This window comes from Hydrogenophaga laconesensis, from assembly GCF_031457235.1.
Classification (GTDB): domain Bacteria; phylum Pseudomonadota; class Gammaproteobacteria; order Burkholderiales; family Burkholderiaceae_C; genus Hydrogenophaga; species Hydrogenophaga laconesensis.
In genome coordinates this window covers 93333-119789 of record NZ_JAVDWE010000018.1, presented here as the reverse complement: position 1 = coordinate 119789, position 26457 = coordinate 93333, and the positions used below count along the sequence as shown (strand labels likewise).

27 protein-coding genes are annotated in these 26457 nt (G+C 62.1%); 7 read left to right on the top strand and 20 right to left on the bottom strand.

Going from position 1 to position 26457, the window contains the following annotated elements; genetic code table 11:
* Window positions 1–95: 95 nt before the first annotated feature.
* The gene (locus tag J2X09_RS24125; protein WP_204735361.1) at window positions 96–512 is read right to left on the bottom strand and encodes a hypothetical protein; all 417 of its coding nucleotides are present in this window, start codon (window positions 510–512) and stop codon (window positions 96–98) included.
* Window positions 509–715: a hypothetical protein gene (locus J2X09_RS24120; RefSeq protein ID WP_204735360.1), complete on the bottom strand. Its 207-nt coding sequence runs from the start codon at window positions 713–715 to the stop codon at window positions 509–511. Before J2X09_RS24120 ends, J2X09_RS24125 begins: the two co-directional genes overlap by 4 nt.
* 129 nt (window positions 716–844) lie before the next feature.
* Between J2X09_RS24120 and J2X09_RS27110 the strand changes: the two genes are divergently transcribed.
* The 4 genes from J2X09_RS27110 to J2X09_RS24105 all read left to right on the top strand — a co-directional run bounded on the left by J2X09_RS27110 (window position 845) and on the right by J2X09_RS24105 (window position 5662).
* Window positions 845–1216: a helix-turn-helix domain-containing protein gene (locus J2X09_RS27110; protein ID WP_374726530.1), complete on the top strand. Its 372-nt coding sequence runs from the start codon at window positions 845–847 to the stop codon at window positions 1214–1216.
* A 526-nt stretch (window positions 1217–1742) separates the two neighbouring features.
* Window positions 1743–2471 carry a hypothetical protein gene (locus J2X09_RS24115; RefSeq protein ID WP_204735358.1) on the top strand — a complete coding sequence of 243 codons (729 nt, stop codon included), beginning with the start codon at window positions 1743–1745 and terminating at the stop codon, window positions 2469–2471.
* A gap of 601 nt (window positions 2472–3072) precedes the next feature.
* Entirely contained in the window at window positions 3073–3675 is a 603-nt protein-coding gene (locus J2X09_RS24110) for a hypothetical protein (protein ID WP_204735357.1), read from the top strand.
* Between the two features lie 388 nt (window positions 3676–4063).
* Window positions 4064–5662: an AAA family ATPase gene (locus J2X09_RS24105; protein WP_204735356.1), complete on the top strand. Its 1599-nt coding sequence runs from the start codon at window positions 4064–4066 to the stop codon at window positions 5660–5662.
* Window positions 5663–5755: 93 nt separating this feature from the next.
* Here J2X09_RS24105 and J2X09_RS24100 read toward each other — a convergent pair whose 3' ends face one another.
* Both J2X09_RS24100 and aceA read right to left on the bottom strand, forming a co-directional pair.
* On the bottom strand, window positions 5756–6514 hold the full coding sequence (locus J2X09_RS24100; RefSeq protein ID WP_204735355.1) for a hypothetical protein: 759 nt from the start codon (window positions 6512–6514) through the stop codon (window positions 5756–5758).
* Between the two features lie 117 nt (window positions 6515–6631).
* On the bottom strand, window positions 6632–7963 hold the full coding sequence (aceA, locus tag J2X09_RS24095; RefSeq protein ID WP_204735354.1) for an isocitrate lyase: 1332 nt from the start codon (window positions 7961–7963) through the stop codon (window positions 6632–6634).
* Between the two features lie 278 nt (window positions 7964–8241).
* Here aceA and J2X09_RS24090 point away from each other — a divergent pair, with 278 nt between their 5' ends.
* Window positions 8242–9210, top strand: a complete 969-nt coding sequence (locus J2X09_RS24090; RefSeq protein WP_204735366.1) for a DMT family transporter — start codon at window positions 8242–8244, stop codon at window positions 9208–9210.
* A gap of 7 nt (window positions 9211–9217) precedes the next feature.
* Here the strand turns inward: J2X09_RS24090 and J2X09_RS24085 are convergent, their stop codons facing one another.
* Complete coding sequence (locus J2X09_RS24085) at window positions 9218–9889, bottom strand: sulfite exporter TauE/SafE family protein (RefSeq protein ID WP_204735353.1); 672 nt, start codon at window positions 9887–9889, stop codon at window positions 9218–9220.
* Between the two features lie 21 nt (window positions 9890–9910).
* Window positions 9911–11290, bottom strand: coding sequence for an oxygen-independent coproporphyrinogen III oxidase (hemN, locus tag J2X09_RS24080; protein ID WP_204735352.1), 1380 nt, complete (start codon window positions 11288–11290; stop codon window positions 9911–9913).
* Between the two features lie 153 nt (window positions 11291–11443).
* On the opposite strand from hemN, the gene fnr reads away from it, so the two are divergent.
* Window positions 11444–12163, top strand: coding sequence for a fumarate/nitrate reduction transcriptional regulator Fnr (gene fnr, locus J2X09_RS24075; RefSeq protein WP_204735351.1), 720 nt, complete (start codon window positions 11444–11446; stop codon window positions 12161–12163).
* Here fnr and J2X09_RS24070 read toward each other — a convergent pair.
* The 9 genes from J2X09_RS24070 to J2X09_RS24030 all read right to left on the bottom strand — a co-directional run bounded on the left by J2X09_RS24070 (window position 12141) and on the right by J2X09_RS24030 (window position 19928).
* Window positions 12141–12374 (bottom strand): hypothetical protein, encoded by a 234-nt coding sequence (locus J2X09_RS24070; protein WP_204735350.1) that lies wholly within the window; start codon window positions 12372–12374, stop codon window positions 12141–12143. The two genes, fnr and J2X09_RS24070, sit on opposite strands and share 23 nt — an antisense overlap.
* 1 nt (window position 12375) lies before the next feature.
* Complete coding sequence (locus tag J2X09_RS24065; RefSeq protein ID WP_204735349.1) at window positions 12376–12669, bottom strand: nitrogen fixation protein FixH; 294 nt, start codon at window positions 12667–12669, stop codon at window positions 12376–12378.
* Between the two features lie 27 nt (window positions 12670–12696).
* On the bottom strand, window positions 12697–14070 hold the full coding sequence (ccoG, locus tag J2X09_RS24060; RefSeq protein WP_204735365.1) for a cytochrome c oxidase accessory protein CcoG: 1374 nt from the start codon (window positions 14068–14070) through the stop codon (window positions 12697–12699).
* Between the two features lie 85 nt (window positions 14071–14155).
* Window positions 14156–15070 carry a cytochrome-c oxidase, cbb3-type subunit III gene (gene ccoP, locus J2X09_RS24055; protein ID WP_204735348.1) on the bottom strand — a complete coding sequence of 305 codons (915 nt, stop codon included), beginning with the start codon at window positions 15068–15070 and terminating at the stop codon, window positions 14156–14158.
* Window positions 15067–15234 (bottom strand): cbb3-type cytochrome oxidase subunit 3, encoded by a 168-nt coding sequence (locus J2X09_RS24050; RefSeq protein WP_204735347.1) that lies wholly within the window; start codon window positions 15232–15234, stop codon window positions 15067–15069. Before J2X09_RS24050 ends, ccoP begins: the two co-directional genes overlap by 4 nt.
* 17 nt (window positions 15235–15251) lie before the next feature.
* Complete coding sequence (gene ccoO, locus J2X09_RS24045; protein ID WP_204735346.1) at window positions 15252–15878, bottom strand: cytochrome-c oxidase, cbb3-type subunit II; 627 nt, start codon at window positions 15876–15878, stop codon at window positions 15252–15254.
* Window positions 15879–15890: 12 nt separating this feature from the next.
* Window positions 15891–17336: a cytochrome-c oxidase, cbb3-type subunit I gene (gene ccoN / locus J2X09_RS24040; RefSeq protein WP_204735345.1), complete on the bottom strand. Its 1446-nt coding sequence runs from the start codon at window positions 17334–17336 to the stop codon at window positions 15891–15893.
* Between the two features lie 81 nt (window positions 17337–17417).
* Window positions 17418–17555, bottom strand: coding sequence for a cbb3-type cytochrome oxidase assembly protein CcoS (ccoS, locus tag J2X09_RS24035; protein WP_204735344.1), 138 nt, complete (start codon window positions 17553–17555; stop codon window positions 17418–17420).
* A gap of 9 nt (window positions 17556–17564) precedes the next feature.
* Window positions 17565–19928 (bottom strand): heavy metal translocating P-type ATPase, encoded by a 2364-nt coding sequence (locus J2X09_RS24030; protein WP_204735343.1) that lies wholly within the window; start codon window positions 19926–19928, stop codon window positions 17565–17567.
* Window positions 19929–20038: 110 nt separating this feature from the next.
* Between J2X09_RS24030 and J2X09_RS24025 the strand changes: the two genes are divergently transcribed.
* Window positions 20039–20482 carry a universal stress protein gene (locus J2X09_RS24025; protein WP_204735342.1) on the top strand — a complete coding sequence of 148 codons (444 nt, stop codon included), beginning with the start codon at window positions 20039–20041 and terminating at the stop codon, window positions 20480–20482.
* Window positions 20483–20785: 303 nt separating this feature from the next.
* Here J2X09_RS24025 and J2X09_RS24020 read toward each other — a convergent pair whose 3' ends face one another.
* Genes J2X09_RS24020 through J2X09_RS24000 form a run of 5 tightly spaced genes read right to left on the bottom strand, consistent with a single transcriptional unit; the run spans window position 20786 to window position 26205 of the window.
* Entirely contained in the window at window positions 20786–22342 is a 1557-nt protein-coding gene (locus tag J2X09_RS24020) for a malonate--CoA ligase (protein WP_204735341.1), read from the bottom strand.
* A 24-nt stretch (window positions 22343–22366) separates the two neighbouring features.
* On the bottom strand, window positions 22367–23134 hold the full coding sequence (locus J2X09_RS24015) for an enoyl-CoA hydratase/isomerase family protein (protein WP_204735340.1): 768 nt from the start codon (window positions 23132–23134) through the stop codon (window positions 22367–22369).
* The gene (locus J2X09_RS24010) at window positions 23131–24117 is read right to left on the bottom strand and encodes a Bug family tripartite tricarboxylate transporter substrate binding protein (RefSeq protein WP_204735339.1); all 987 of its coding nucleotides are present in this window, start codon (window positions 24115–24117) and stop codon (window positions 23131–23133) included. The genes J2X09_RS24015 and J2X09_RS24010 overlap by 4 nt, the downstream gene beginning before the upstream one ends.
* A gap of 32 nt (window positions 24118–24149) precedes the next feature.
* Window positions 24150–25481: a malonyl-CoA decarboxylase domain-containing protein gene (locus J2X09_RS24005; RefSeq protein ID WP_204735338.1), complete on the bottom strand. Its 1332-nt coding sequence runs from the start codon at window positions 25479–25481 to the stop codon at window positions 24150–24152.
* Between the two features lie 55 nt (window positions 25482–25536).
* Window positions 25537–26205: a GntR family transcriptional regulator gene (locus J2X09_RS24000; RefSeq protein ID WP_204735337.1), complete on the bottom strand. Its 669-nt coding sequence runs from the start codon at window positions 26203–26205 to the stop codon at window positions 25537–25539.
* Window positions 26206–26457 lie beyond the last annotated feature (252 nt).

Sequence of the window (26457 nt, the reverse complement as noted above, 5' to 3'; positions counted from 1 at the left end):
GAACTCGCGGCTGAATGTCCGTCTTCTCTCCATAAACCACCTCCGGTTTCATCTTCCACCTTAACAAGGTGTCTTTGAAACCGGCAGCAGCCCACTCAGTTGGTGCGGATTCCCAATTCATTCATGGTGCGCATCATCTTGCGGACTTGGTTGACGCGGTTCTCCTCATCAAGCACTACGCTCTGCTTCTCCTTAAAGACACAGAACGTCTGCCCGCGAACTCGTCCACCCATTGCATTCTTTGCGGTGTAGTCAAGATCGATTGCGATGCCTCCGTTGTCCAATGGGATCTCCTTTACGGTCACCACCTCCAGGGAGGCGGGATCGTTGAGCCCCAGCTTCACGTCATCGGTGCACGCTCTGGTCTGCTTTTGAAGCGTCGTCTCCTTGGGTGCAGGTGGGGGCGGCGGTGGGCTTGGCTTGCATGCCTGTAGCACCATCGCTGCTACGAGAACACCCGCAACACGAAACGTCACAGCTCCGCGGCTCCTTTGTTGGGTGTGGACGCTCATTGAGCCCACCGCGAGCGCTCGAAAACGGACGGAAGCCCAACCGTGCCCTCCTCAGGGTCCACGATGCATAGCTCCTCGGTGTAGCCACTTTCCCTCGGCCGTTCGACCTTGAGAGCTATGACCACCTTGCCGTCCTTCATCCAGTGCTTGCGCATCTCCACGTCGTCGCTGAACTTCCCCCGGCGCTCCTTGTAGAAGTCCACGCAGGCCTCCGAATACTTCTCCAGATCGGCGCTGGATGGTCCCCCGCATGCAGCCAGGAGGACCAAGGCAGATGCGCCCGCCATATGTGCAAATCGAATCAAGATTTCTCCTTGTTGAAATAACGATCAGTGGGGCAAGTGCTTCTTGCGCCCACGCCTTTACCCCTCGACACCGGAAGTGCGAGGAGCATTTTGCCGTATGCAGACGGCAAACTCGGGAGTGTTCTGGCCCACCCTTGCCCATCCCTCAGAGCAAGCCAAGTGGAACCAGATCAAGCAGTCGGTCAGGCGATCAGAAGCCTGCGTACACGTCGTAAGTGGAGCCAGACTGAGCTCTCACTTCGTGCTGACGTGGACCGCCGCTATCTATCAGTGATAGAGCTTGGGCAAAGCAGCCTTAGCGTTCGAATGATGTTCAAACTGTGTGACGCGCTCGACGTTGCACCCTCAGACCTCGTAAAGGACGTCGAGAGGCGCATGAGGGTCCAGGGCGCGGGCTAGCGGGCCGGGTCCGGCGCAGGTTGTGCCCAGGGGTGCGCCAAGTTGGTCCCAGGCGAGGCCGCCGTGGCTCCAGGGCTGCACGAGGGAGGCCCAGGTTGGTTCCGGGTGGCTGCGGCGGTGCCGAGCCGTTGCGACATCGATTGCCCGGACGCTGCGTAGGCCTCGCTGCGCGCATTGATGCCAATGAACAGCTGAGGCTTACGGTTAGTCAGCGGTAGGCGCTGCACCATGCCCGGCTAGACACATCATTACCAGATGTGGCGACGCCAACTCAGTACGGCCGTTGTCTGCTTCTACCGCCCTCACCCCCATGAATTAAGCATCGCGCTTGGGTGGCTCGGCGCCGAAAAAAATTTGGTGGGGTGTGCACACAGAACGGCAAAAGGCTGCTAGATTGCAGAAGAGGCCTGTCCATACATATTTACCTCCTGCCTGAATTCGTTAGGGCCACCGAGGTAACTCCTGACACTTAATTATTTCTAGCGCGACCCCGACTCGACACAAATCCAAGACTCAGGAATCTATAATGTTTAAAGCGTTCCTTCGCATGGTAGGGCTGCTCGCAGCATATCCGCTGCTAACGGGATTTTTTTTGTCCCCGAGTGCATATATTGAAAACTCTTATGCCGCGCCGCTTCCGAACGGTGGACCTTGGTTCGATTACTGTGTTAGCGGGAACAAAGATAGTTGCCAGACTATTATGTTCGGAAAATTGAAAGATGGGACTTATAGCTTTGTTGACCTAACGAACAACAAGGCATACAAGCTGGCTTTCGAAAAGATTCCGAAAACGAATTCCGCAATTGTTCAATTCACCTTAATTCCAGACGCTGGCGACCGTGTCTCTTATCTATACCGACTGGCTAGATTCGAGAAAAATAGAATTACTTTTCAGCATGTTCATTGCTACAAAATTTTCACCCCAAAGGATTTAACAAACCCGTTGATGGGTGTAACCGCCGCACCGTACGGTCACTGCAATATAAACAGCGCCACCCACTTAAGAACTTTCTATTCTCATATCGCAGAAGACAAAGAGGGAGCTACTTCAAAATACGGCGAAGTCGTTCATTTCGTGCCCACGAATGAAGCGCTCGTGAAAAGTAATTACCCTAGGTATTTCGGCGGAGCGCCGGACCGTTCTGGTTCAAGCAACGCGTACAGCGAACCGACCGACATATACAAAGAACAACAGAAAATCAATTGCAGTATATACAGTCCAGGCAGCTTTGGCTCCGGAGTGTGGGGCTGTTGATTCCACCAATGCGGGTAAGAGCGCCTCGCATGCGAATTGCAATGCTTAAAGCCATTGCTGGACTCTTGATGATTGGGATTATGTGTGGCTGCGCCCCAGCCAAGCGAGCTACAGACGTTGAGTTGCGTGCGACAGCCGATTTATTGGGAACCGCGGTCTGTTTAGGCGAAATACGGGAGCGCTTCCCAGGGTTCGACCTGCGGGCGTCAATCGAGCATGCTTATGACTGTTCATCCGTCTCTCCTGACTTGAGTTGCTTGGCCTGGTAACCACAGCTTCCCAAATCCGAGACGGATGAACAACCTATTGAGACTTCACACCTAGCGCCCACAGACCCTCGTAAAGATGATCAAGAGGCGCTTACTGCTCCTGGGTGCGGTCTATTGAGTTGGTAATGCAAGTGGGAAAGTGGTTTCTGTCGCTCGGTCCCGGGTAGCGCCGCCGATACCTGGTCGGCTGCTCCCGCAATCTCTTGCACATGCCATATCTACAAGCAGGTGTTGGTTGGCATCACGTGCAGAAACTACTTTGAGAAGTGCAATCGATGTGTGACCTAATGCCTTAGCTACTCAAGCACCTTACTCTAAATACCAATATACACATGGCAACAATTGCGGATGTCTATATAATTGAAAGCCTGCACCCGGAAGATGAGGGGAATGGGCGCTTTGAAGGGGTGTTCCTCAGTCACCTTTTGCGGCTTCACGGGAAAAACCCGCAGTACCGCTATGTCCGGACACGTGGTGAATTCGAGACCGCTGTTCGCAAGTTCGGAGCATCTAACTACAGATACCTACATCTCTCAGCGCACGGAGATAAAAATGGAATCTGCACAACGAATCAAGACGACATTGACCACGAGGAGCTTGGGGAGCTACTACGACCTCATATGAAGGGCAGGCGCCTTTTCATATCATCATGCAAAGTGGTCGGAACAAGCCTAGCCAAAGAAGTAATTGCTCCAGAATTGGGCACCTCACTCGTAGGCCCCACGGAAGCAATCAATTTTCATGCAGCTGCACTCGTTTGGGCAACAATTTATCATCTTGTGTTCTCCGAGGATACGCAGGTAATGAAACGATCCACCCTTCTCGACAATATTCGAAAAGCATGCGATCTTTTCAAAGTGCAGTTCGCATACTTTGCGAAAACAAGCAAAAATCAACGAGGATTCAGTCAAAATCTTCTTACATCAGGCCGCTAATTGCGGAAAGCAAGTACCGGAAGTTGCATCGGATCACCCTCACCCTTTCACAACGGAGCATTTAGGCCTGGACACTCAACTGGTGACATGGGCGAAGATACGAATTTCTGGTGATGTCCTCGACGCCATACGTTCACGCCGCAGCCAACGAAGAGCCAGTCTCGAATCATCTTTATCTGCCCCCAGCAAGCTACGGCGACTCAGAGCATGCCATCTAGATCATGTGCACGCATCCTTTCCATCAGCCTCAATTTCACGGAAGCTTGTAGATAGGATGTGGCACGCATTTCCCAACTTTGACCAACAATGCTTCTGTCTTCCTCACTTGTATTAGGGCCTTAACAAGGCCGACACTATACTGCCCATCAGACCATTTTGAGGTTAAGTTATGCGGATTAAAAGCATCCACCTTCGGAACTTCAAAAGATTTACAGACTTGATAGTTCGCGACATACCTGAATCGGCAAAGCTAGTCGTCGTCGTTGGGCCAAATGGATGTGGCAAATCCTCACTTTTTGATGCCTTATTGCAATGGTACCGCTCGGGCACCGGCTTCGGATTTAATTCTGATATTCTGTACTATCGAAAAGACCCCAACGAACCATTCGACTGGACGCAAAGTATAGAGGTCAAGTTGGTGGGGGATGTATCTCCTCATAGAGGATGTCTTTACGTCCGCAGCGCCTACAGAAACGATCCCGACTTCTCGATTGGGGGTATCGGCAGACCCAGCTCTCCATCTGACAACATCAAGTTAGGGCGAATCATTGACAATGATCAGACCGTATCCGAGAACTATCAGCGACTCGTGTATGACACCATGGCCGGCGTCTACGATACGAAAAATGACGAGAAAAGTGTGTCAACACTACGCGAGGAACTTATTGGAGAAGTTCGGCATTCAATGAGAAGGGTGTTCGGGGATTTAGTGTTAAACAACATTAGTGACCCCCTCGGTAGCGGCGCGTTTTACTTCGACAAAGGCTCCGCCAATGGTTATCACTACAAGAATCTTTCGGGGGGTGAAAAAGCCGCATTTGATTTGCTATTGGATCTTCACATCAAGAAGAGATTTTACAGCGATGCCGTTTATTGCATCGATGAGATGGAAACCCATTTACACACGCGCATTCAAGGCCTCCTCTTGAAAGAAATGGTGAAGATTCTGCCGGAAGGTGCACAGCTTTGGGTAACCACGCACTCGTTAGGCGTACTGCGTGCCGCACAAGAAATGGCTGCCGATAGACCCGGAAATGTTGCAATCATAGATTTTGATGCCGAAGATCCTGATGTTCCAAGAGAAATCGTCCCAAGCAATCTTGGCCGAGTCACATGGGAAAAGCTTCTTTCAATCGCCCTCGATGATTTAACCATGCGCGTAGCACCGCGAATAGTTGTTGTATGCGAAGGGTCTACAACAGGAAATCGGCGCAAGGATTTTGACGCGGAAATCTACAATCGCGTACTTGCAAGTCAACACCCGGACATATTGTTTATATCTGGAGGAGCATCCAATCAGATACTAGCTAGCGGAGTATCGATACGCAAGACACTCTCCGACATAGTTCCGACTGCCTCAGTCCGCTCAATGTGTGATCGCGATGACAAATCGGATGCCGAGGTTGCGGAATTCGAAATAAATGGCGATCTAGTATTGGCCAATCGAAACCTAGAATCCTACCTGCTTGCAGATGATGTAATCGAAGCACTGGTTGTCCGCGAAGGCAAAGAAGCGCTTCTGCCGGAGGCTATGAAAATCAAGTCAGATGCGATAAGCAATAGTGTCGGGAGGGGAAATCCTAGAGATGATCTCAAGTCTGCGGCAGGAGAAATCTTCATAGGTCTAAGAAGGTTACTTGAGCTGCAACGATGTGGAAACACAACGGACATGTTTATGCGAGACACCCTCGCCCCACTGATTGTTGCGCCGATGGCCACATACTACGCATTAAAGGCTGCAGTAATCGATCGACTCCCCACTGTATAGCCATAGAATTAGCGGAGCTGTGCAAAGACATATGGGTGAATGATGGGTACTACGCCCCAAAGCTTTCGGGCATGGTGAGATGAAGGATATTGTTCAGGACCTTGTTATCGATCCATCAGGATGCACGCCAACTAGCTCCGCATCTTCTACACGAAGTATTTTCGCGAAAAACTCTTTGTCATCGTTGGACCAAAAATCTTCATCAACATTTCCGTTTTTCTCAATTACAGTTCTGAGCTTAGAAAGCGTAAGCTTTCCCTGGCGAAGAGTGCCACGCAAACCTGCATTGTTTAGTTCAGACTCCTTTAGCTCAGAAACAATAGCATGGAATTTTGCCTGAAGCTCCCGAGTTTCATTGAGTCCATTTGCAGCTGATTCCGTGAGGCCTTTTATCTTGTTGTTTGCAAGATCTAGGTCACCCTGAACCGCCTTGAAGGTCATCTGTTCGCTAGCTACTGCTTGCTGAAGTTCCGCAAACTTCTTTTGGTATTCCCAAGACTCTTCCTGCGAAAGCATTTTATCAGTGGGATACTTATTGCGAATGCGATCATTTTCATGCTGCGTCAATCTCCATCGCTCATAAACTCTAAGTGAGATGCTTGGGAGCCAATATATATAAAGGTAAGTCGCTACACTAGGTAACACGATGCCATATCCGATCCAATGCCACATCGTCGGGAAGCAGAGCTTTTCAATTAGAGCAAATGTCTCTGTGACAGAGTTCTTCGAGAGAAGAATTACAAAGAACTTGTAATTAATGAGAGACCACGAAATGGCAAAGCTGCTAACAAGAGGACTCGACAGTCGCTCTTCAACTACGGCGCCAAGCGACTTGCCTAGGGGTTCTAGCATTTGGGTTTCCTCCAGCTTTCGAGCTTACTAACCTGTACAGCCGCATTATCTTGTTCGTCGCGCATTGCCAACAAAAAAGCCACCCCGAAGGGTGGCCCTGTCTCCTCTACGTGATGATCAGTGGAACTGCTCTTCCTCGGTCGAGCCCGTCAGCGCCTTCACGCTCGAAGAACCACCCTGTATGACCGTGGTCACGTCGTCGAAGTAACCCGCGCCCACTTCCTGCTGGTGCGACACGAAGGTGTAGCCCTTGTCGCGTGCGGCGAATTCGGGTTCCTGCACCATTTCCGTGTAGTGCTTCATGCCTTCGCCGCGGGCGTAGGCGTGGGCGAACTGGAAGGTGTTGAACCAGTTGATGTGGATGCCGGCCAGCGTGATGAACTGGTACTTGTAGCCGAGTGCGGCCAGGTCTTCCTGGAAGGACGCGATCTGCTTGTCGTTGAGGTTCTTCTTCCAGTTGAAGGAAGGCGAGCAGTTGTACGACAGCAGCTTGCCGGGGCAGGCGGCTTGCACGGCCTGGGCGAATTCGCGGGCGAAGCCGATGTCGGGCACGCCGGTTTCGCACCACACCAGGTCGGCATACGGCGCGTAGGCAATGCCGCGGCTGATGGCTTGCTCCAGGCCGTTCTTGACGCGGAAGAAACCTTCCTGGGTGCGCTCGCCCGTCAGGAAGGGCTTGTCGTTGGCGTCGTGGTCGCTGGTGATGAGGTTGGCGGCTTCGGCGTCGGTGCGGGCCAGCACGATGGTGGAGACACCCATCACGTCGGCCGCGAAGCGGGCAGCGATCAGCTTTTCGCAGGCCTCTTGCGTGGGCACGAGCACCTTGCCACCCATGTGGCCGCACTTCTTCACGGCGGCCAGCTGGTCTTCGAAGTGCACGCCGGCGGCACCGGCGGCGATCATGTTCTTCATGAGTTCGAAGGCGTTGAGCACGCCGCCGAAGCCGGCTTCGGCGTCGGCCACGATGGGCAGGAAGTAGTCGATGAATTCAGGGCTGCCCGGCTCGATGCCACGGCCCCACTGGATTTCGTCGGCGCGCTTGAAGGTGTTGTTGATGCGGCGCACCATGGTGGGCACCGAGTCGTACGCGTAGAGCGACTGGTCGGGGTACATGGTTTCGGAGGTGTTGCCGTCGGCAGCCACTTGCCAGCCCGACAGGTACACGGCTTCCAGGCCGGCCTTGGCCTGTTGCATGGCCTGGCCGGCGGAGATGGCGCCGAAGGCGTTCACGTAACCCTTCTTGGCGCCGCCGTTGACCTTGTCCCACAGCTTCTCGGCGCCGCGCTTGGCCAGCGTGTGCTCGATCTGCATGCTGCCGCGCAGGCGGACCACGTCGGCTGCGGTGTAGCCGCGCTTGACGCCCTTCCAGCGGGGGTTGGTTGCCCAGTCTTTCTCGAGGGCTTCGATTTGCTGTGCGCGGCTCAGTTGCTCGGTGAGGGATTGAGGCATTTGGGTACTCCGTGAGGTTGAAGGAACGGGGGCGGCGGGTTTGCATGAAAGTGCGTTGCCGTTGGGACGACTTTAAGTCTTATAGAAGACCTTTGGAAGCTCTTATGTCTTATATAAGACAAAAATTTTCTTTTTTGTTTTCAATGATCTTCTTGTTATTTTTCTCTATACAAAAACCAGTTTCTTGCATTGAGAAAATTTCTTGCGATGCAGCATTTCACAATTTCACGATGAGAAAAGAAAATCTCTCATCCTGAAAAGAACGGCTCTCAGGCATGATGCGATCCACTTTCGAGCCTCTTCAAGTAGCAACCGTGACTTCCCCGAACCGTCTGTGGGCCTATTCGAGCCTGGCCCTGAGCATGTCCCTGGTGGGCAGCTATGTCGCCCTGTCCAAGCCGCTGGTCCTCGTGTTTCCGGTGTTCCTGTTGGCCTGGCTGCGCTTTGGCATCGGGGGTGTGGCGATGTGGAACTGGCTGAAGAAGCCGGCCGACGAGCCCGCCCTGTCGCCGCGCACACGCGGCCTGCTCTTCCTCGAATCGTTCCTGGGCAACTTCCTGTTCTCCATCTGCATGCTGTTCGGCGTGAGCCTCACCACCGCCGTGGCGGCGGGTGTGGTGATGTCGTCGATTCCGGCGGTGGTGGCGGTGTTGAGCTGGGTCTTTCTGCGCGAGCGCATTGGCTGGCGCAGTGCGGCGGGCATCGCCTGCGCGGCCATCGGCATCGGCCTGTTCTCCTTGCAGAAGGTAGAAACGGCCGCGGCCGTGGCAGACACGAGCGGCCCGTTCGGTATCAGCAAGGCATTGCTTGGCAACCTGCTCGTGTTCGCGGCGGTGGTGTGCGAAGCCTCGTACGTGGTGATCGGCAAGCACCTCACCGAAGGGCTGGGGCCCAAGCGCATCTCGGCCATCATCAACCTCTGGGGCTTCGCGCTGGTCACGCCGTTCGGCCTGTGGGCCGCGTGGACGTTCGACTTCTCCACCGTCGCCCTGCCCATCTGGGGCCTGCTGGTGTTCTACGCACTGGCCGCAAGCGTGTGGACGGTGTGGCTGTGGATGACCGGGCTGAAGACGGTACCCGCCTCGCAGGCCGGTGTGTTCACGGTGATGCTGCCAATCAGCGCAGCGGCCATTGGTGTGCTCTTCATGGGCGAGCGGCTCACCCTCTTGCAGGGCGTGGCCTTTGGCATTGCGTTGCTGGGCCTCGTGCTGGCCACCCTGCCCGGCCGCAACGCGCCGTCTCACTAAAGGCGCATCACAGGCACCACAGGCCGGTGGGCTGTGTGATGCCCATCCAAAGGGCCCAGCCTGACGTGGCCAGGAGCGCGAGGCCCGCGAGGCGAATGCCCCACTGGCCCGACCGCGCACCGCGCAGCCGCAAGAGGAGCCACGGCCCGGCGGTCAGCGAGACCGAGGTGCCGATCGAGAACAAGGCCATGATGGCCGCACCTTCCAGCGCGTTGGCCGAGAGCGACGCGACCAGCAGCGCCGAGTAGAGAAGCCCGCAGGGCATGAGCGCCCACGCCATGCCCAGCACCACCGGCGCGCGCGGCCCAAGCGTGGCCATCACCGGGCGTGCACGCCGCCAGACGTTCTGCCCCAGGTTTTCGATCCAGGCCGGTTGCCGGGCCTGCCAGAGCAGCACCGCGCCCAGCAGCAAAGCGGCCACATGGAACATGGTCCACACGGGCCGCAGCACGGCGGTGTGGGTGCCCAGCCAGGCCAGGCCCTGCACGGAACCCGCCGCGAACGCGCCGAACAACGCGTAGCCCAGCATGCGGCTGAGCTGGAAACCCACCAGCGCCTGCGTGCCACGCGGCCCGGCGGCACGCGCCACGCCGGCACAGGCCGCGCCACACATGGCCACGCAATGCGGCCCGCCCACCAAGCCCATGAAGAGGGCTGTGATCGCCATCGAGGTCTGCATGGTGGCGGCGCGGGCCTGGCCTCAGATGATCCGGGAGAAACGCGCCCGGTCCAGATCCACCTGCAGGTTCTTGTCGAACACCATGGCGATGGCGCGCACCAGGAACCAGCCGGTTTCCGTGACCTGGATGCCCGTCGGGCTCAGGCGCACGAGGCCGTTGGTTTCCAGGCCCTCCAGCACATCGAGCTCGCGCGCGAAGTAGCTGCGGAAGTTGATCAGGTGGCCGAGTTCGATCGATTCGAACAACACCTCGCCCTGGCACATGAGCGACATGATCACGGCGCGGCGCAGCAAGTCGTCGCGCGTGAGCGCCAGCCCGCGCACGATGGGCAGCCGCCCCTGGTCGAGCAGGTCGCGGTATTCCTCCAGCGTTTTCGCGTTCTGGCTGTAGGTGGCGCCGATGCGCCCGATCGCGGAAACGCCGAGCGCGATCAGATCGCAATCGGGCTGGGTGCTGTAGCCCTGAAAGTTGCGGTGCAACCGGCCCTGGCGCTTGGCCACCGCCAGCGCGTCGTTGGGCAGCGCGAAGTGGTCCATGCCCACGTACACATAGCCCTCGGCCATGAGCTTGTCGAGCGACATGGACAGCATGCCGAGCTTGTCACCCCCGCTGGGCAGTTCGGCGGCCACAATGCGGCGCTGCGGCTTGAAGCGCGACGGCAGGTGGGCGTAGGCGTAGAGCGCGATGCGGTCGGGCCTCAGCTCGCTCACCTGCGCCAGCGTGCGCGCGAACGACTCGGGCGTCTGCAGCGGCAGGCCGTAGATCAGGTCCACATTCACCGATTCGAAGCCGATGCGCCGCGCGGCCGCCACCAGCTCAAACACCTGCCCGGCGGGCTGCACGCGGTGCACGGCCTTCTGCACCGCCGGGTCGAAGTCCTGCACCCCGAAGCTCAGGCGGTTGAAGCCCAGCCGGGCCAGCGTCTTCAGGCGTTCTTCGGTCACGGTACGCGGGTCGACCTCCACGGAGTACTCGCCACCCGGCACCAGGGTGAAGTGGCGCCGCAGCATGGCCATGAGGTCTTCCAGCTCGGCGTCGGAGAGAAAGGTGGGCGTGCCGCCACCCAGGTGCAGCTGCGACACGTTGTGGCCCGTGCCCAGGTGAGCCACCTGCAGCTCCACTTCACGCGCCAGGTAGCGCAGGTACTCGGCCGCGCGCGAATGGTGTTTCGTGATGACCTTGTTGCACGCGCAGTAGTAGCAGACTGATTCGCAGAACGGAATGTGCACGTACAGCGACAAGGGCAAGGCCATGGAGCCGGCGCGGCGCTGCTCCAGGGCCTGGATGTACTGGTTCTCGGTGAAGGCCTCCACGAACCTGTCGGCAGTGGGGTACGAGGTGTACCGGGGCCCGGATACGTCGAAACGCCGCAGCAGGTCCTCGGATATGGCGTGGCTCAAGATCGAATCTCCATCAAGGCCTTCACTGTGCGCCACTGCCCCGCAATATCTTTTGATCCGGATCAAAAGACGTCGATCTGATCCCCTCCGGGGGCGTCAATTCACACCCCTGGGGGGTATGCTGTAACCTTTTGCGAATCTGGACCTTTTCCAATGGACGCTCAAAGCATCAAAGTCGCCTGCTCGAGCTGCAACCTGCGCGAACTCTGCCTGCCCATGGGGTTGAACCCCGATGAGATGGACAAGCTCGACAAGGTGATCTCCAAACGCCGCCGCGTCAAGCGTGGCACGTCGCTGTTCAGCGTGGGCGACAAGTTCACGTCGCTCTACGCCGTGCGATCGGGCTTCTTCAAGACCTGTGTGACGACGGCCGACGGCCGCGACCAGGTGACCGGGTTCCAGATGACGGGCGAGATCATCGGCCTCGACGGCATCGTGAGCGACCACCATTCCTGCAACGCCGTGGCCCTGGAAGACGCCGAGGTCTGCGTGATGCCGTTCGACCAGGTGGAAGAGCTCTCGCGCGAGTTCACCACGCTGCAGCACCACGTGCACAAGATCATGAGCCGCGAGATCGTGCGCGACCACGGCGTGATGCTGCTGCTGGGCAGCATGCGCGCCGAAGAACGGCTGGCCGCCTTCCTGCTCAACCTGGTGCAGCGCCTGCACGCACGGGGTTTCTCGCAATCCGAGCTGGTGCTGCGCATGACGCGCGAGGAAATCGGCAGCTACCTCGGCATGAAGCTGGAAACCGTCAGCCGCACGTTCTCCAAGTTCGTGGAGGACGGCATCATCGATGTGAAGCAGCGCTACGTGCACATCAAGAACACCGACGGCCTGCGCCGCATCGTCAACCCTCAGACCTGCGGTTGACGAGAGCCACGCTCAGCGCGCTGGCGGCGGCCGTCACGGCCCAGAACACGAAGAACGACACGGTGTAGACCGCCTGCCGGGTCCAGCCCAGCGGCTCGCCGCTGAGCCCGTGCAGATCGCCCGGATCCACTGCGGCGAACACCACCATTTCCAGCACCGCTGCGAACAGGAAGGCAGGCCAGGCAATGGCCATCCATGGGCGCGCGCTCATCTCAGGGCTCCCTGGGCACCACCGGCGAGGCCGCGTGGTTGCGGGCCTGGTGTGCGGGCTGCAGCTTGATCAGCGCATCCGTCTTCGCCTGCCCTTCCAGCACCTGCACGGCCTGCCGGTCGCGTTCGAACTCGGCCTTGTCGAGCACGGGGTCGGCGTTCCTGACAGCGATGAAGGCGGTGAAGATGCTGGCCACGACCACGGCCAGCGGGCCGCCCACGACCAGCCACATGTGGGGCACGCGCCACCAGGCAACGGGGGCCGCGGCGACCGCGGGAGATGTCGATGGGTTCATGGAAGCTCCTCGGATGAAGATGAGAGTTCAGCGCGGCACAAGAAACGCGGCCTTCTCGGACACATGGATCGCCTCGTCGCCCACGGCGCGAATGTCGAACTGGATCGGGTGCGAGCCGCTGCTGGCCGCGTCCGGCGGAATCTGCACCCGCACCGCCACCGCGCGCACCTCGGTGGAAAGCACCTCCACCTCGGGGCTGGAGGCCAGCGCGATGCCTGGCAGACCCGAGACGCCGATGGCATAGCGTTGGGGCACCTCGGTGGCGTTCATGATCTGCAGGCGGAAGACGTTCTCGATGCGGCCCTGCTCCACCATGCGGGCCAGCGCCCCCCGGTCGCGGATCACGTCGACCTTGAGCGGTGTGCGCAGGAACAGGCTCAGGCCCACGGCCAGGGTGATCGCGGCCAGGATGGCGGTGTAGACCAGCACGCGCGGGCGCATGGCGCGGCGCAGCATCTGGCGCGTGCTCCAGCCGTTGGCCACGCCGTTCTGGGTGGAGAAGCGGATCAGCCCGCGCGGGTAACCCACCTTGTCCATCACGTCGTCGCACACGTCGACGCAGGCGGCGCAGCCGATGCACTCGTACTGCAGGCCCTTGCGGATGTCGATGCCGGTGGGGCAGACCTGCACGCACAGGGTGCAGTCCACGCAAGCACCCAGCCCCAGGGCCTTCGGATCCGCCTTCTTCGAACGGGCGCCCCTCGGTTCGCCGCGCTGTTCGTCGTAGGTGACGATCATGGTGTCCCGGTCGAACATGGCGCTCTGAAAGCGCGCATAGGGGCACATGTACTTGCAGACCTGCTCGCGCATGAAGCCGGCGTTGCCGTAGGTGGCGAAGCCGTAGAAGAAGATCCAGAACCACTGCCACGGTCCGAGGGCGCCGGCCAGCGAGAGCGCACCCAGTTCGCGGATCGGTGCGAAGTAGCCGACGAAGGTGAATCCCGTCCAGAGGGAGAACAGGATCCACAGTGCATGCTTGAGCGAGCGCTTGCCGAACTTGACCGCAGACATTGCCGACTGATCCAGCCGCAGGCGCGCGGCCCGATCGCCCTCCACCTTCTTCTCGATCCACAGGAAGATCTCTGTATAGACCGTCTGCGGGCAGGCGAAGCCGCACCAGAGCCGCCCGGCCACCGCGGTGAACAGGAACAGCGAGAAGGCGCAGATGACCAGCAGGCCGGTGAGGTAGATGAAGTCCTGGGGGTACAGGACCAGCCCGAAGATGTAGAAGCGGCGTGCCTCCAGATCGAACAGCACTGCCTGGCGCGCGTTCCACTCCAGCCAGGGCAGCCCGTAGAACACCAGCTGCGTGATCCACACCATGACCCAGCGCCACGTGGCGAACAGACCTTTGACGGAACGCGGCTGGATCTTCTCGCGCGATGCGTACAGCGACACCATGGTCTCGTCCTCTGCGGGGACGATGGGAATGGTGGTTCTGGGTTTGCCGGTGGCGGTGGTCACGGTGTGATCGAAGGTTCGGGGATCAATTCGCTGAGCCTGGCTTTTTCGACAAGCCCCAGACGTAGGCGGTCAACACGTGGATCTGGTCCGCGTTGAGCTTGCCGGCCTGCGCGGGCATCTGGTTGTTGAAGCCCTTGGTGACGGCGCGCACCACGGCCTCTTCGCCCCAGCCATGCAGCCAGGTGTTGTCGCTCAGGTTGGGTGCGCCCATGGCGGTGTTGCCCTTGCCGTCCATGCCGTGGCAGGCCGCGCAGGCGCCGAACTTGCTGCGGCCGAGCGCGGCGCGCACCGAGTCGTGCGGGCTGCCCGAGAGGCTGAGCACATAGTGAGCGACGTTGCGCACGTCGTCGGGCGTGCCGACGGCCGCGGCCATCGGCGGCATCACGCCGGTGCGGCCGTTGGTGATGGTGGTCTTGATCGCATCCGGATCGCCGCCCCAGAGCCAGTCGCGGTCGGTGAGGTTGGGAAAGCCCTTGGCGCCCCGCGCGTCCGAGCCGTGGCACTGCGCGCAGTTGTTCATGAACAGGCGTTCGCCGATGGCCATGGCCGGGGCATCGTCCGCCAGCTGGGGCGGCGTCTTGCTGGCGAACTGCTCGTAGATCGGTGCGATGGCCTTCTCGACCTTCGCCACCTCGGCCTTGTGCTGCCCGCCAGACGTCCAGCCGAGCAGGCCGGGGTATTTGCCGAAGGTCGGGTACAGCAGGCCGTAGGCCAGCGAGAACAGCACGGTGATGATGAACAGGTAGACCCACCATTTCGGCAGCGGGTTGTTCATCTCCTGCAGATCGCCGTCCCACACGTGGCCGGTGGTGTTGTCGGCCGAGGCCTTGACCTTGGTGGTGCCGCTGACCCAGAGCAGAATCAGGCAGGCCAGGATGCTGACCACGGTCAGCCCGGCCACATACCAGGACCAGAATTCGCTGGTGAAGTCGCTCATGACGGTTCTTTCGTGCTGTCGTTGGGGGCTTCGTCCTGGAACGGCAGCATGGCTGCCTCGTCGAAGCGGGATTGGTTGCGCCGGGCCCAGGCCCAGCCCACGATGCCCAGGAAGGTCATCAGGCTGATCACGGTCACGGCGCTGCGCAGGTCGTTGAGGTCCATGGGTTTTCTCCTGGCGCTTACTTGATGGCGGTGCCCAGCACCTGCAGGTAGGCGATCAGGGCTTCCATTTCGGTCTTGCCCTTCACCTCGGCCCTGGAGGCGGCGATTTCTTCGTCCGTGTACGGCGCGCCCAGCGTGCGCAGCACTTCCATGCGCTTGGGCAGGCCGGCGTCGTTCACGGTCTTCTTCTCCAGCCACGCGTAGGCCGGCATGTTGGACTCGGGCACGACATCGCGCGGGTTGTTCAGGTGGATGCGGTGCCACTCGTCGCTGTAGCGGCCACCGACGCGGGCGAGATCGGGGCCCGTGCGCTTGCTGCCCCACTGGAAGGGACGGTCGTACACGAACTCGCCCGCCACCGAGTAATGGCCGTAGCGCAGCGTCTCGGCCTGGAAGGGGCGGATCATCTGTGAGTGGCAGTTGTAGCAACCTTCGCGCACGTACACGTCGCGCCCGGCGATCTGCAACGCGCTGTACGGCTTGAGGCCTTCCACCGGCTGCGTGGTGGACTTCTGGAAGAACAGCGGAACGATCTCGACCAGACCACCGACCGCGATCACCAGAACGATGAGCACGATCATCAGGAAGTTGTTGGTCTCGATCCGCTCGTGGGTGAAACCCTGGGGCTTGTTGTTGTCGGCCATGGTGGTGGCTCCTCAGGCGTGGGCGGGGTTGAGAACGGGAATGCGGACGTCTTCCACGCGGCCACTGCGCGCGGTCATCACCGTGTTCCACAGCATCACGCCCATGCCGGCCAGGTACAGCACGCCGCCGAGCAGCCGGATGACGTAGAACGGGAACGTGGCCTTGACCGACTCGACGAAGGTGTAGGTCAGGCTGCCGTCGGGGTTCACGGCGCGCCACATCAGGCCCTGCATCACACCGGCGATCCACATCGCGGCGATGTAGAGCACGATGCCCAGCGTGGCGATCCAGAAGTGCAGTTCGATGGCGGGCACCGAGTACATCTTCTTCTGGCCGTACAGGCGCGGGATCAGGTAGTACATGGAGCCCATCGTCACCAGGCCCACCCAGCCGAGGGCGCCGGAGTGCACGTGGCCCACTGTCCAGTCGGTGTAGTGCGAGAGCGCGTTCACCGTCTTGATCGACATCATCGGACCTTCGAAGGTCGACATGCCGTAGAACGAGAGCGAGACGATCAGGAAGCGCAGGATCGGGTCGTCACGCAGCTTGTGCCATGCACCCGAGAGGGTCATGATGCCGTTGATCATGCCGCCCCAGCTGGGCGCCAGCAGGATGAGCGAGAACACCATGCCGACCGACTGCGTCCAGTCCGGCAGCGCGGTGTAGTGCAGGTGGTGCGGGCCGGCCCACATGTAGGTGAAGATCAGCGCCCAGAAGTGCACGATCGACAGGCGATACGAATACACCGGGCGCTCGGCCTGCTTGGGGATGAAGTAATACATCATCCCGAGGAAGCCGGCGGTGAGGAAGAAGCCCACGGCGTTGTGGCCGTACCACCACTGCACCATCGCGTCCTGCACACCGGCATAGGCCGAGTAGCTCTTGAAGAGATCGACCGGCACCGCTGCGCTGTTGACGAGGTGCAGCACCGCCACCGCGAGGATGAAGGCACCGAAGAACCAGTTGGCCACATAGATGTGGCGCACCTTGCGCATGCCGATGGTGCCGAAGAACACGATGGCGTAAGCCACCCACACCAGCGTGATCAGGATGTCGATCGGCCACTCCAGTTCGGCGTATTCCTTGCCGGAGGTCATGCCCATCGGCAGCGAGACCACCGCCAGCAGGATCACGGCCTGCCAGCCCCAGAAGGTGAAGGCGGCGAGCTTGCCGGCGAACAGGCGGACCTGGCAGGTGCGCTGCACCACGTAGTAGCTGGCGGCGAACAGGCCGCAACCGCCGAATGCGAAGATCACCGCGTTGGTGTGCAGCGGTCGAAGGCGGCCGTAGGACAGCCACTCGATGCCCAGGTTGAGGGCGGGCCAGGTGAGCTGGGCCGCGATGATCACGCCCACGAGCATCCCTACCACGCCCCAGATCACCGTCATGATGGCGAACTGCCGAACCACGGTGTCGTTGTAGACCGCCGACGGGCTGGTCTTGTTGGTCACGGACATACAGAAACTCCTTGCCAATGTCACTGCATGCAGTGTGCGCAGGGAGTTCCTTTTCTGCCTTGACCTACGTCAAGCGCAACCTCAATCACCCTTGAGGATGCGCTCGCCTTCGCGTTCGATGTTGTCGAACTGCCCGGCCTGCAAGGCCCACCAGAACACGCCGATGATGCCGAACACGAGCAGAACCGAGAGCGGGATGAGGAGGTAGAGGATGTCCATCGCAGACCTTCACTGGCGCGCCAGGCGCAAGGCGTTGCCGATCACCAGCAGCGAACTGGCGGCCATGCCCGCACCCGCGAGCCAGGGTGGCATGAGGCCGACCAGCGCCAGCGGCACGCTCACCACGTTGTAGGCCGCGGCCCAGGCGAGGTTCTGCCGCACGGTGCGCAACGTGGCGCGCGCCTGCTGCAGCGTGCGCACGACGTCCATGACCTTGCCGCCCTGCACGATGAAGTCCGACTGCGACTGGGCCAGCGGCGCCGCATGCCCGAGTGCGAAGGACGTGTCGGCACGGGCGAGCACCGGGCCATCGTTCAGGCCGTCGCCCACCATCGCCACTTTCAGGCCCCGGGCCTGCAGCGCCTGGATCTCGGCCAGCTTCTGCTCCGGGGAGGCATGGGCAATGACATGGTCCACACCCACCACCCGCGCCACCTCTCGTGCCGCGGCCTCGCGGTCGCCCGACAGCAGCCAGGTGCGCACGCCCATGGAACGCAGCGCCGCCACCGTGGCCACGGCGTCGGTGCGCAGCCCCTCCTGCAGTTCGAAGGTGGCAAGCCAGCCCTGGGCATCGCTCAGGTGCACCACCGGAGCGCCCTCTCGCGCTGCCTGCACGGTGTCGATGCCGCAGAACTCCGCCGACCCCAGACGCACCCAGCCACCGTCCGGACGCAGCGCCTGCATGCCCTGCCCCGCCTGCTCGGTGTGCCCGGCCAACGGCGCGAGGTCCACGGTACAGGCATTCGCCTCGCGCGCAATGGCCCGCGACACGGGATGCAGCGAGCCTTCGGCCAGCGCACCCGCCAAGGCCAGCGCCGCGCCACGGCTCAGGCCGTCCCGCAGCCTGACGTCGCGCAGGGTGAGCCGGTCGTGGGTGAGTGTGCCGGTCTTGTCGAACACCACGGCGTCAATCCCGGCCAGCACCTCGAAGGCCTGCAGCCGGCGCACCAGCACACCCCGGCGCGCGAGTGCGCCCGCCGAAGCCAGCATGGCGGCTGGCGTGGCCAGCGACAGCGCACAGGGACAGGTGACGATCAGCACCGCCACCGCCACCGCGAGGGCCTGCGTGTGGTCGATCTGCCACCAGTAGATACCCGACGCAGCGGCCGCGAGCAGCACGAGCACGAGGAACGGCGCGGCCACGCGATCGGCCAGGATCGCCAGCCGGGGCTTCTCGGTCGAGGCGCGCTCCATCAGCTGCACGATCTGCGCGAAGCGGGTGTCCGCGCCCACGCGGTCGATGCGCACACGCACCGGCCCGCCCAGGTTGTAGCTGCCGGCCACCACGCCCTGCCCGGCCTCAATCGACACCGGGTGCGACTCGCCCGTGAGCAGGGCTTCGTCCACCGAGGCGCGCCCTTCGAGCAGCGTGCCATCGGCGGGAAAAGCCTGACCGGCCTGCACGCGCACCGTGTCGCCCGCCTTCAGACGGCGCAGCGAAACCGATTCGTAACCGCCTTCGGGCTTCTGCCGGTCGCACACCTCGGGCAGGCGGTTCATCAGCCCATCGAGCGCGCCGGCTGTTCGGTCGCGCGCCTTGTGCTCGAGGTAGCGCCCGCCCAGCAGGAAGAACACGAACATGGTGAGCGAGTCGAACCAGACCTCGGCGCCCCAGGGACCGCTGGGGTCGAAGGTGGCGGCCGAGCTGGCGAGGAAGGTCACGAGGATGCCGATGGACACGGGTGTGTCCATGCCCACGCGCCCGCGTTTCAGGTCGCGCCAGGCGCTGGCAAAGAAGGGACCACTGGCAAAGAACACCACGGGCAGGCTGATCACCCAGCTCGCCCAGCGCAGCAACTGCTCGATATCGGCCGGGATGTCGCCCGGCTGGGTGACGTACGCGGGCCACGCATACATCATCACCTGCATCATGCAGAAACCGGCCACGAAGAGGCGCCACAAGGCCTGCCGGGTTTCGCGCAGGCGCTCGCTGATCGACAGGGCCTGTTGCAGCGGCAGCACGCGGTAGCCGGCTTCGCCGAGCGCGCGGGCCAGATCAGACAGGCGGGCCTGGTTGCGGTCCCAGCGCAGGGTGAGCCGCCGTGTCGCGGCGTGCACCTGGGCGCGTGCCACGCCGGGGCGCCCCTGCAGCACGGACTCCACCGTGTCGGCACAGGCGGCGCAATACATGCCCTGCACCATCAGCACCGATTCGACTTCGCCGGATTCACCGCCCTGGGCCAGGCGGTGCGTGAAGACCTCCTGCTCCACCGGGTCATCGAGCACGGTGAAGTCGTCGGTGACGGTGAGCAGTCCACGGTGCTGGCCGATCCAGTCGGCGCGCGCATCCACCCCGCCCGCCACGGGTGACGGAGCAGGCGCCAGGGGGGCAGGCACGCCATGTGCCGGGAGCGCAGTGGCGGCCGGGTTCATGGCATTGAGCGTATTCCAGGCGGTGTTCGCTGCCCTTGACATAGGTCAAGCACGAATGCCTCTGCTTTGTTACCCTGAGGCTTCCGGGTTCAACCAACAAGGAGATGCAGATGTACAAGCGAATTCTGGTGGCCACCGATGGCTCGAAACTGTCGCAACAGGCGGTGGAACACGGCATCAATCTGGCGGACCTGACGGGCGCCGAGGTGGTGGCATTGAAGGTGATTCCCCGCTACCCGCAAACCTATTTCGAGGGGGGCGTGGCGCTGGCGGCGGCCGAGGTGGCGCGCATCGAGAAGAGTTGGCAGGAGGAGGCGCTGGTCGCGGTGAACGCGGTCAAATCGGCGGGCCAGTTGCGCGAGGTGAAGGTGAAGCCGGTGACGGTGAAGTCCGATCTGGTGGCCGAGGCGATCATCGCGGCGGCCAAGCGCAACAAGTGCGATCTGATCGTGATGGCGTCGCACGGGCGCCGGGGCATCAAGCGGTTGTTGCTGGGCAGCGAGACGCAGCAGGTGCTGACGCATTCGCACATTCCTGTGCTGGTGTTGAGGTGATGGCTTAGGGATTTCGCGCTGAGACCTCGCGGGAGGACGGGACGGCGGGGCTCTGCTCCGCGACTGTCCCCCGGGCCGGCTGCGCCAGCCCTCCTCCTTTTATGTCGCTGCGCAGAGCCCCGCCGCCCCGTCCTCCAAAGAAATGCAGGTGCCCCAACAGTCCAGGTGCCCATAGGCTGGCGGTGACCGGGGTGGCCGGCGCAGCGGCATAAAAGGAGGAGAACCGGCGCAGCCGGTTCGGGGGACAGCCGCGGAGCCGGCCACCCCGGTCACCGCGAGCCGCTCCCTCAGAAACTCAATGAATCAAGACGCAAACAAGCCCTTGTACCGATCCCGCAAGAGGTTCTTCTGCACCTTGCCCATGGTGTTGCGCGGCAACTCGTCCACCACGAAACACCGCTTCGGAATCTTGAAGTTTGCCAGCCGCGCCTTCAACCCCGACACGATCTCATCCGCATTCACGGAAGCGCCCGGCTTCGCGATCACCACCGCCACTCCCACCTCGCCGAAGTCCGGGTGCGGCACGCCCACCAGCGCACTTTCCGCCACGCCTGCCATCTCGTTGATGTACCCCTCCACCTCCGCCGGGTACACGTTGTAGCCACCCGAAATGATCAGGTCCTTGCTGCGGCCGACGATGCTCACATAGCCGCGGTCGTCGACGCGGCCCACATCGCCGGTCTTGAAGAAGCCGTCGGCCGTGAACTCCTCGGCCGTCTTCTCGGGCATGCGCCAGTAGCCCTTGAACACGTTCGGCCCCCGCACCTGGATTGCACCGATCTCGCCCACTGGCACCGGCTGGTTGGCATCGTCCACCACCCGCAACTCGTTGCCCGGCAAGGGAAACCCCACCGTGCCGCCGCGCCGCTCGCTCGCGCCGCCGAAACGTGCGTCCGCCGCGTAGGGGTTGGAGGTGATCATCACCGTCTCGCTCATGCCGTAGCGCTCGAGGATGGTGTGCCCCGTGCGTTGCTTCCATTCATCGAACGTCTCGATGAGCAAGGGTGCCGAGCCCGACACGAACAGGCGCATGCGTGCCACCTGCTGCTTCGTGAGACCGGGTTCGGCGAGCAGGCGCGTGTACAGCGTGGGCACGCCCATGAACACCGTGGCGCGGGGAAACAGTTCCACCACCGCGCGCGGTTCGAACTTGTTGAGCCACAGCATCGGGCTGCCGTTGATCAGCGCGCCGTGGATGGCCACGAACAGCCCATGCACGTGGAAGATGGGCAGCGCGTGGATCAATACGTCATTTGGCTGCCAGCCCCAGTACTCGCGCAGCACACGGGCGTTGCTCAGCATGTTGCCGTGCGAGAGCATCGCGCCCTTGCTGCGGCCGGTGGTGCCGCTGGTGTAGATGATCACGCCCAGATCGCCCGCCATGCTCTGCACCGGCGTGTGCACGTCGCTGTGGTGCGCGGCCCGCTCCAGCAGGCTGCCGGTGCGGTCGTCGCCCAGGGTGAACACATGGCGTGTGCCGGCCTTGAAGGCGATCTTGGACACCCAGCCGAAATTGGCCGGGCTGCAGACCACCACGGCGGGTTCGGCGTTGCCGATGAAGTACTCGATCTCGCCCGCCTGGTAGGCCGTGTTGAGCGGCAGGAACACATGGCCGGCGCGCAAGGTGGCGAGGTACAGCACCAGCGCTTCGACCGACTTCTCCACCTGCACCGCGATGCGCGAGCCCTCGGGCAGCTTCATCGAGTCGAGCAGGTTGGCCATCATGGCGCTGGCGCGTTCGAGGTCGCGCCAGCTGTAGCGCAGGCCGGCCGTCGCGCCGCCGACGGTTTCCACGGCAGTGCTGTCCAGGTCGGCGGGAAAGGCCGCGCGCAAGGCGGCATACAGGTTGTGGTTGTTCATGGTGCTGGAACGGAACGAAGGAAATCAGAAAGCGGGCGGGCGCTTGGCGAGAAAAGCGGCGATGCCCTCACGGTGTTCGGCACTGTCCGCGTAATGGTAGGCCTGGTCCAACAGCGGCTCCACCGCATGGCCGTCGGCCAGTGCGCGCAGGGTCTGCTTGTTCATGCGCGCGGCCTGCGGCGCCAGGCGGGTGATGCGCTGCGCGCGCGCCAGCACGTCGGTGGCCACCTCGGCATCGGGCAACACCGAGTGCAGGAAACCGCGCGCCTTCATGTCGGCGGCATCGAACACGGCGGCTTCGAGCAGCATGGCACGCGCCGTGGCCAGGCCCAGCTCGCGCGCCACCAGCCGGGCCTCGCGCGGGGCCATGGGAAAACCGAGGCGGGCGATGGGGGCCCCCAGGCGCGCGCTGTCACCGGCCACGCGGATGTCGCAGCAGGCCGCGATCTCCACGCCCGCGCCCATGCAGTTGCCGTCGATCTGCGCAACCACCGGCAGGTCGCACGCGAGCATGGCGTTCAGGCCACCCCACACCTCGTCCTCGTGGAACGCGCGCAGTTGAGCGGCATCGAAACGGAAGCCCGGGTACTCGGCAATGTCACCTCCGGCGCAGAAGTGACCGCCCTCGCCCGCCACGATCACACAGCGCAGGTCCGGGCGGGCCTGCAGCCCGTCGAACACGGTCTTGAGCTCGCGCCACATCGCATGCGACATGGCGTTGAACTTGCCCGGATGGGACAGCGTCACCCGCGCCAGCGTGTGATCGATGGCCAGGTGCACACGTCCTGTCATTCGAGTTTGGCCCCCGAAGCCTTGACCACCTGCGCCCACTTCTGGATCTCGCCCTTGACGAAGGCCTCGAACTGAGGACCACTGATGTTGGCGAACTCGGCCCCCTGCGCGGCCCACACGGCCTTGGCCTCGTCCGAGGTCACGGCCTTGCGGATCTCCTCGATGGCGCGTGCCTGGTCGCCGGCGGGCGTGCCCCTGGGCGCCCACACACCGTACCAGGTGGTGACGTTGTAGTCCGGCAGACCCATCTCGGCGGCGCAGGGCACGTCGGGCAAGGCGAGGCTGCGCTTGTTGCCCGAGACCAGCAGCGGCTTGATGCGGCCACCCTTGATATGGCCAGCGGAAGAGCCCAGGCCATCGAACATCACGTCCACCTGGCCTGCGATGAGGTCGTTCAGCGCCGGGCCGGCACCCCGATAGGGAATGTGGGTGATGAAGGTCTTTGTCTGCTGCTTGAACAGCTCGCCCGCCAGGTGGTGCGAGGTACCGCTGCCGGCCGATGCGTAATTGAGCTTGCCCGGGTTGGCCCTGGCCATGGCCAGGAATTCCTGGAAGTTGGCGGAGGTCACCCGCTTGGGGTTCACCACCACCACTTGCGGCACACTGGCCACCAGGATCAGCGGGACCATGTCCTTCTCCAGGTCGTAGTCGAGCTTGGGGTACATGCTGGGCGCAATGGCGTGGTGCACGGCGCCCATGAACAGGGTGTAACCATCGGGGGCGGCCTTGGCCGCGATGCCCGCGCCCAGCGTACCGCCCGCGCCGCCCCGGTTGTCGATCACCAGGCTCTTGCCTGACAGACGGGCGAACTGCGCCGCCATGGGCCGTGCAAAGGCGTCCGTGCCACCACCCGCCGGGAAGGGCACGATCATCGTCACGGGCTTGGTGGGCCAGGTCGACTGGGCGTACCCCGCCGTGGTGTAGAGGGCGGTGCCGGCCATCGCCGCGCGCAGGATGTCTCGTCTGTTCAGGCTCTCAGTCATGCTGTTGTCTCCTTGTGGTTGAAATGGCGGCCTCAAAGGTAGTGGTCCTTGATGGCCGCTGCTATCGGGATTTTTCCCTGCGCGAGCGAGGCGCGGTGCTTGTCCAGGCGCTTGAGATCGTAGAGGTAATTCACCATCAGGCCGTAGGACTGCTTCTGTCCCTTGGCCGATGGATCGGCCGCCCAGTTGAGCCGTTCGACCCGCGCACCGTTGCCGAGGTGGAAACGTGCCACCGGATCCAGTGGCTTGCCGTCGTGCAGTTCGTCGCCCAGATAGCGCGCTGCCCAGCCCATGAGGGCGCGCCGGCCTTCCGATTCCTCGTCGAGCTCGTTCACCTGTTCCCACACCTTGAGCATGTCGGCAGGCGCGTTCTTCGAGAGCCAGGCGCGCAGCCCTGGAATGGGCGACAGCGTGGCAAAGGTCTTGAGGCGCGGGAACTCCTGCTTGAGCGTCTCCACCACGCGCTTGATCAGCGAGTCCCCGAAACTCACGCCCTTCAGGCCGGTCTGCGTGTTGCTGATGGAATAGAAGATGGCGGTGGTCGCCGAGCCCAGGTCGGCCGGGGCGGCCGACTCGTCCAGCAGCGGTGTGATGCTGTCGGCGATCTCATTCATCAGCGCCACCTCCACGAAGATCAATGGTTCCTCCGGCAGGCGCGGGTGGAAGAAGCCGTAGCAGCGCCGGTCGCTGTCGAGGCGGTTCTTCACGTCGGCCCAGCTGCGGATGTCGTGCACCGCCTCGTACTTGATGAGCTTCTCCACCAGCGAAGCCGGCGAGTCCCAGGTGATGCGGCGCAGGTCGAGAAAGCCCACGTCGAACCAGGTGGAGAACATGTATTCCATCTCCACGTCGAGCGCGAGCAGGCGCTTGTCGGACTTGAGCTGCGGCTGCAGTTCGGCCCGCATGTCCACCAGGAAGCGCACGCCATCGAGGTTGGCGCTGAAGCGTTGCAGCAGGCGCCGCCGGGGCGAGACGGTGGCACGGCGGTACAGCACCTCGGCCGCGGCTTCATCGGGTGTGCCCACGGCCGCGGCGAACTGGGCCTGGGCTTTCTTCACGTGCTGAGGGTCGGCCACGAAACGCTCGCTCATGAGCAGCCACAGGTCGCGGCGGTGCGGCATCGAGGCCGTGGCGTACCAGTCCATCATGGCCTGCGCACGGCGCCCGCCTTCCACCTCACTCACCATCGGGTCGACGATGGCCTGCAGGTCTTTCAGGGTCTGCCGCAGCATGCGCGGCGACATGGCCTCCTCGTCCAGCCGCAGCGTGGCCTTGAGCCGCTCCTGCGTGGAACGCGGGCCGGTGCTTCTGGCTGCCGGCCGCAGCATCGAAACACCTTGTGCAAGCCAATCCGGGGGGGTCATCGCAAAACCTCCATGCCGCACAGCGCGGCGCAAGACGGTGGGGAGCGGCCCGCGTTCATGCGGACAGCCTCGATTTCTGATTGCGCGCGAGTTCTCGCAAGGCCACGCGCTGCCGCGTGAGATGGGTGCGCATGGCGGCTTCGGCGCCCTCGGCATCGCGCGCCTTGAGCGCGGCGAAAACCGCCATGTGTTCGGACAGGCTCTGGTCCAGCCGGCCTGGCGCATGCAGCTGCTGCAGGCGCGCAAGCTTGACGATCTTGCGCAGGTCGCCGATCACCTGCGCCAGCCAGCGGTTGTTGGCCAGCGTGATGATGGCTTCGTGGATGGCGAAGTTGGCTTCGTAGTACTCGTTGATGCGGCTCGCGCGGGCGCTGCGGTTGAGCCGGTCGTGCAGTTGCTCGAGGGCGACGAGGTCGGCATCCGTCACGTTGTTGGCGGCCTCGAAGGCGCAGCGCCCTTCCAGCAGGGCGATGACGGGAAAGATGTCGTCCAGATCGCGCTCCGTGACCTCGCTGACGAAACAGCCCCGCCGTGGCTCGTGGCGCAGCAGACCTTCGGCCGTGAGCACCTTCAGCGCTTCGCGCAGGGGAGTGCGCGAGATGGCCAGCTCGGCGCACAGCGCGGGTTCGTCGACGAAGCTGCCCGGCGCGAGATCGCCCGAGAAGATGCGGTCACGAAGCTTCGCAGCCACTTCGTCATGCAGAGAGTTGAGCACCAGTCGCATCCTGTAATCACCGGTAATTACGTGTAATTCTAGAGCTCTGACGCGCGTCGCCCCCCCGGGTTAACCCGATGACCGCTTCACCCCCTGCTCCGGCCCTACCCAGGACAACAGCTTCGGTCCCCGGCAAATACAAATAAGTGCATTAGATGGCCGGGTGTGATTACCAACTGCTGCAGGAAAAATTCAGACCGGACGGTCAATTTTCAGAGTCACGCATCGAAAGGCGAATTCGACGCGACAAATCTCACACCA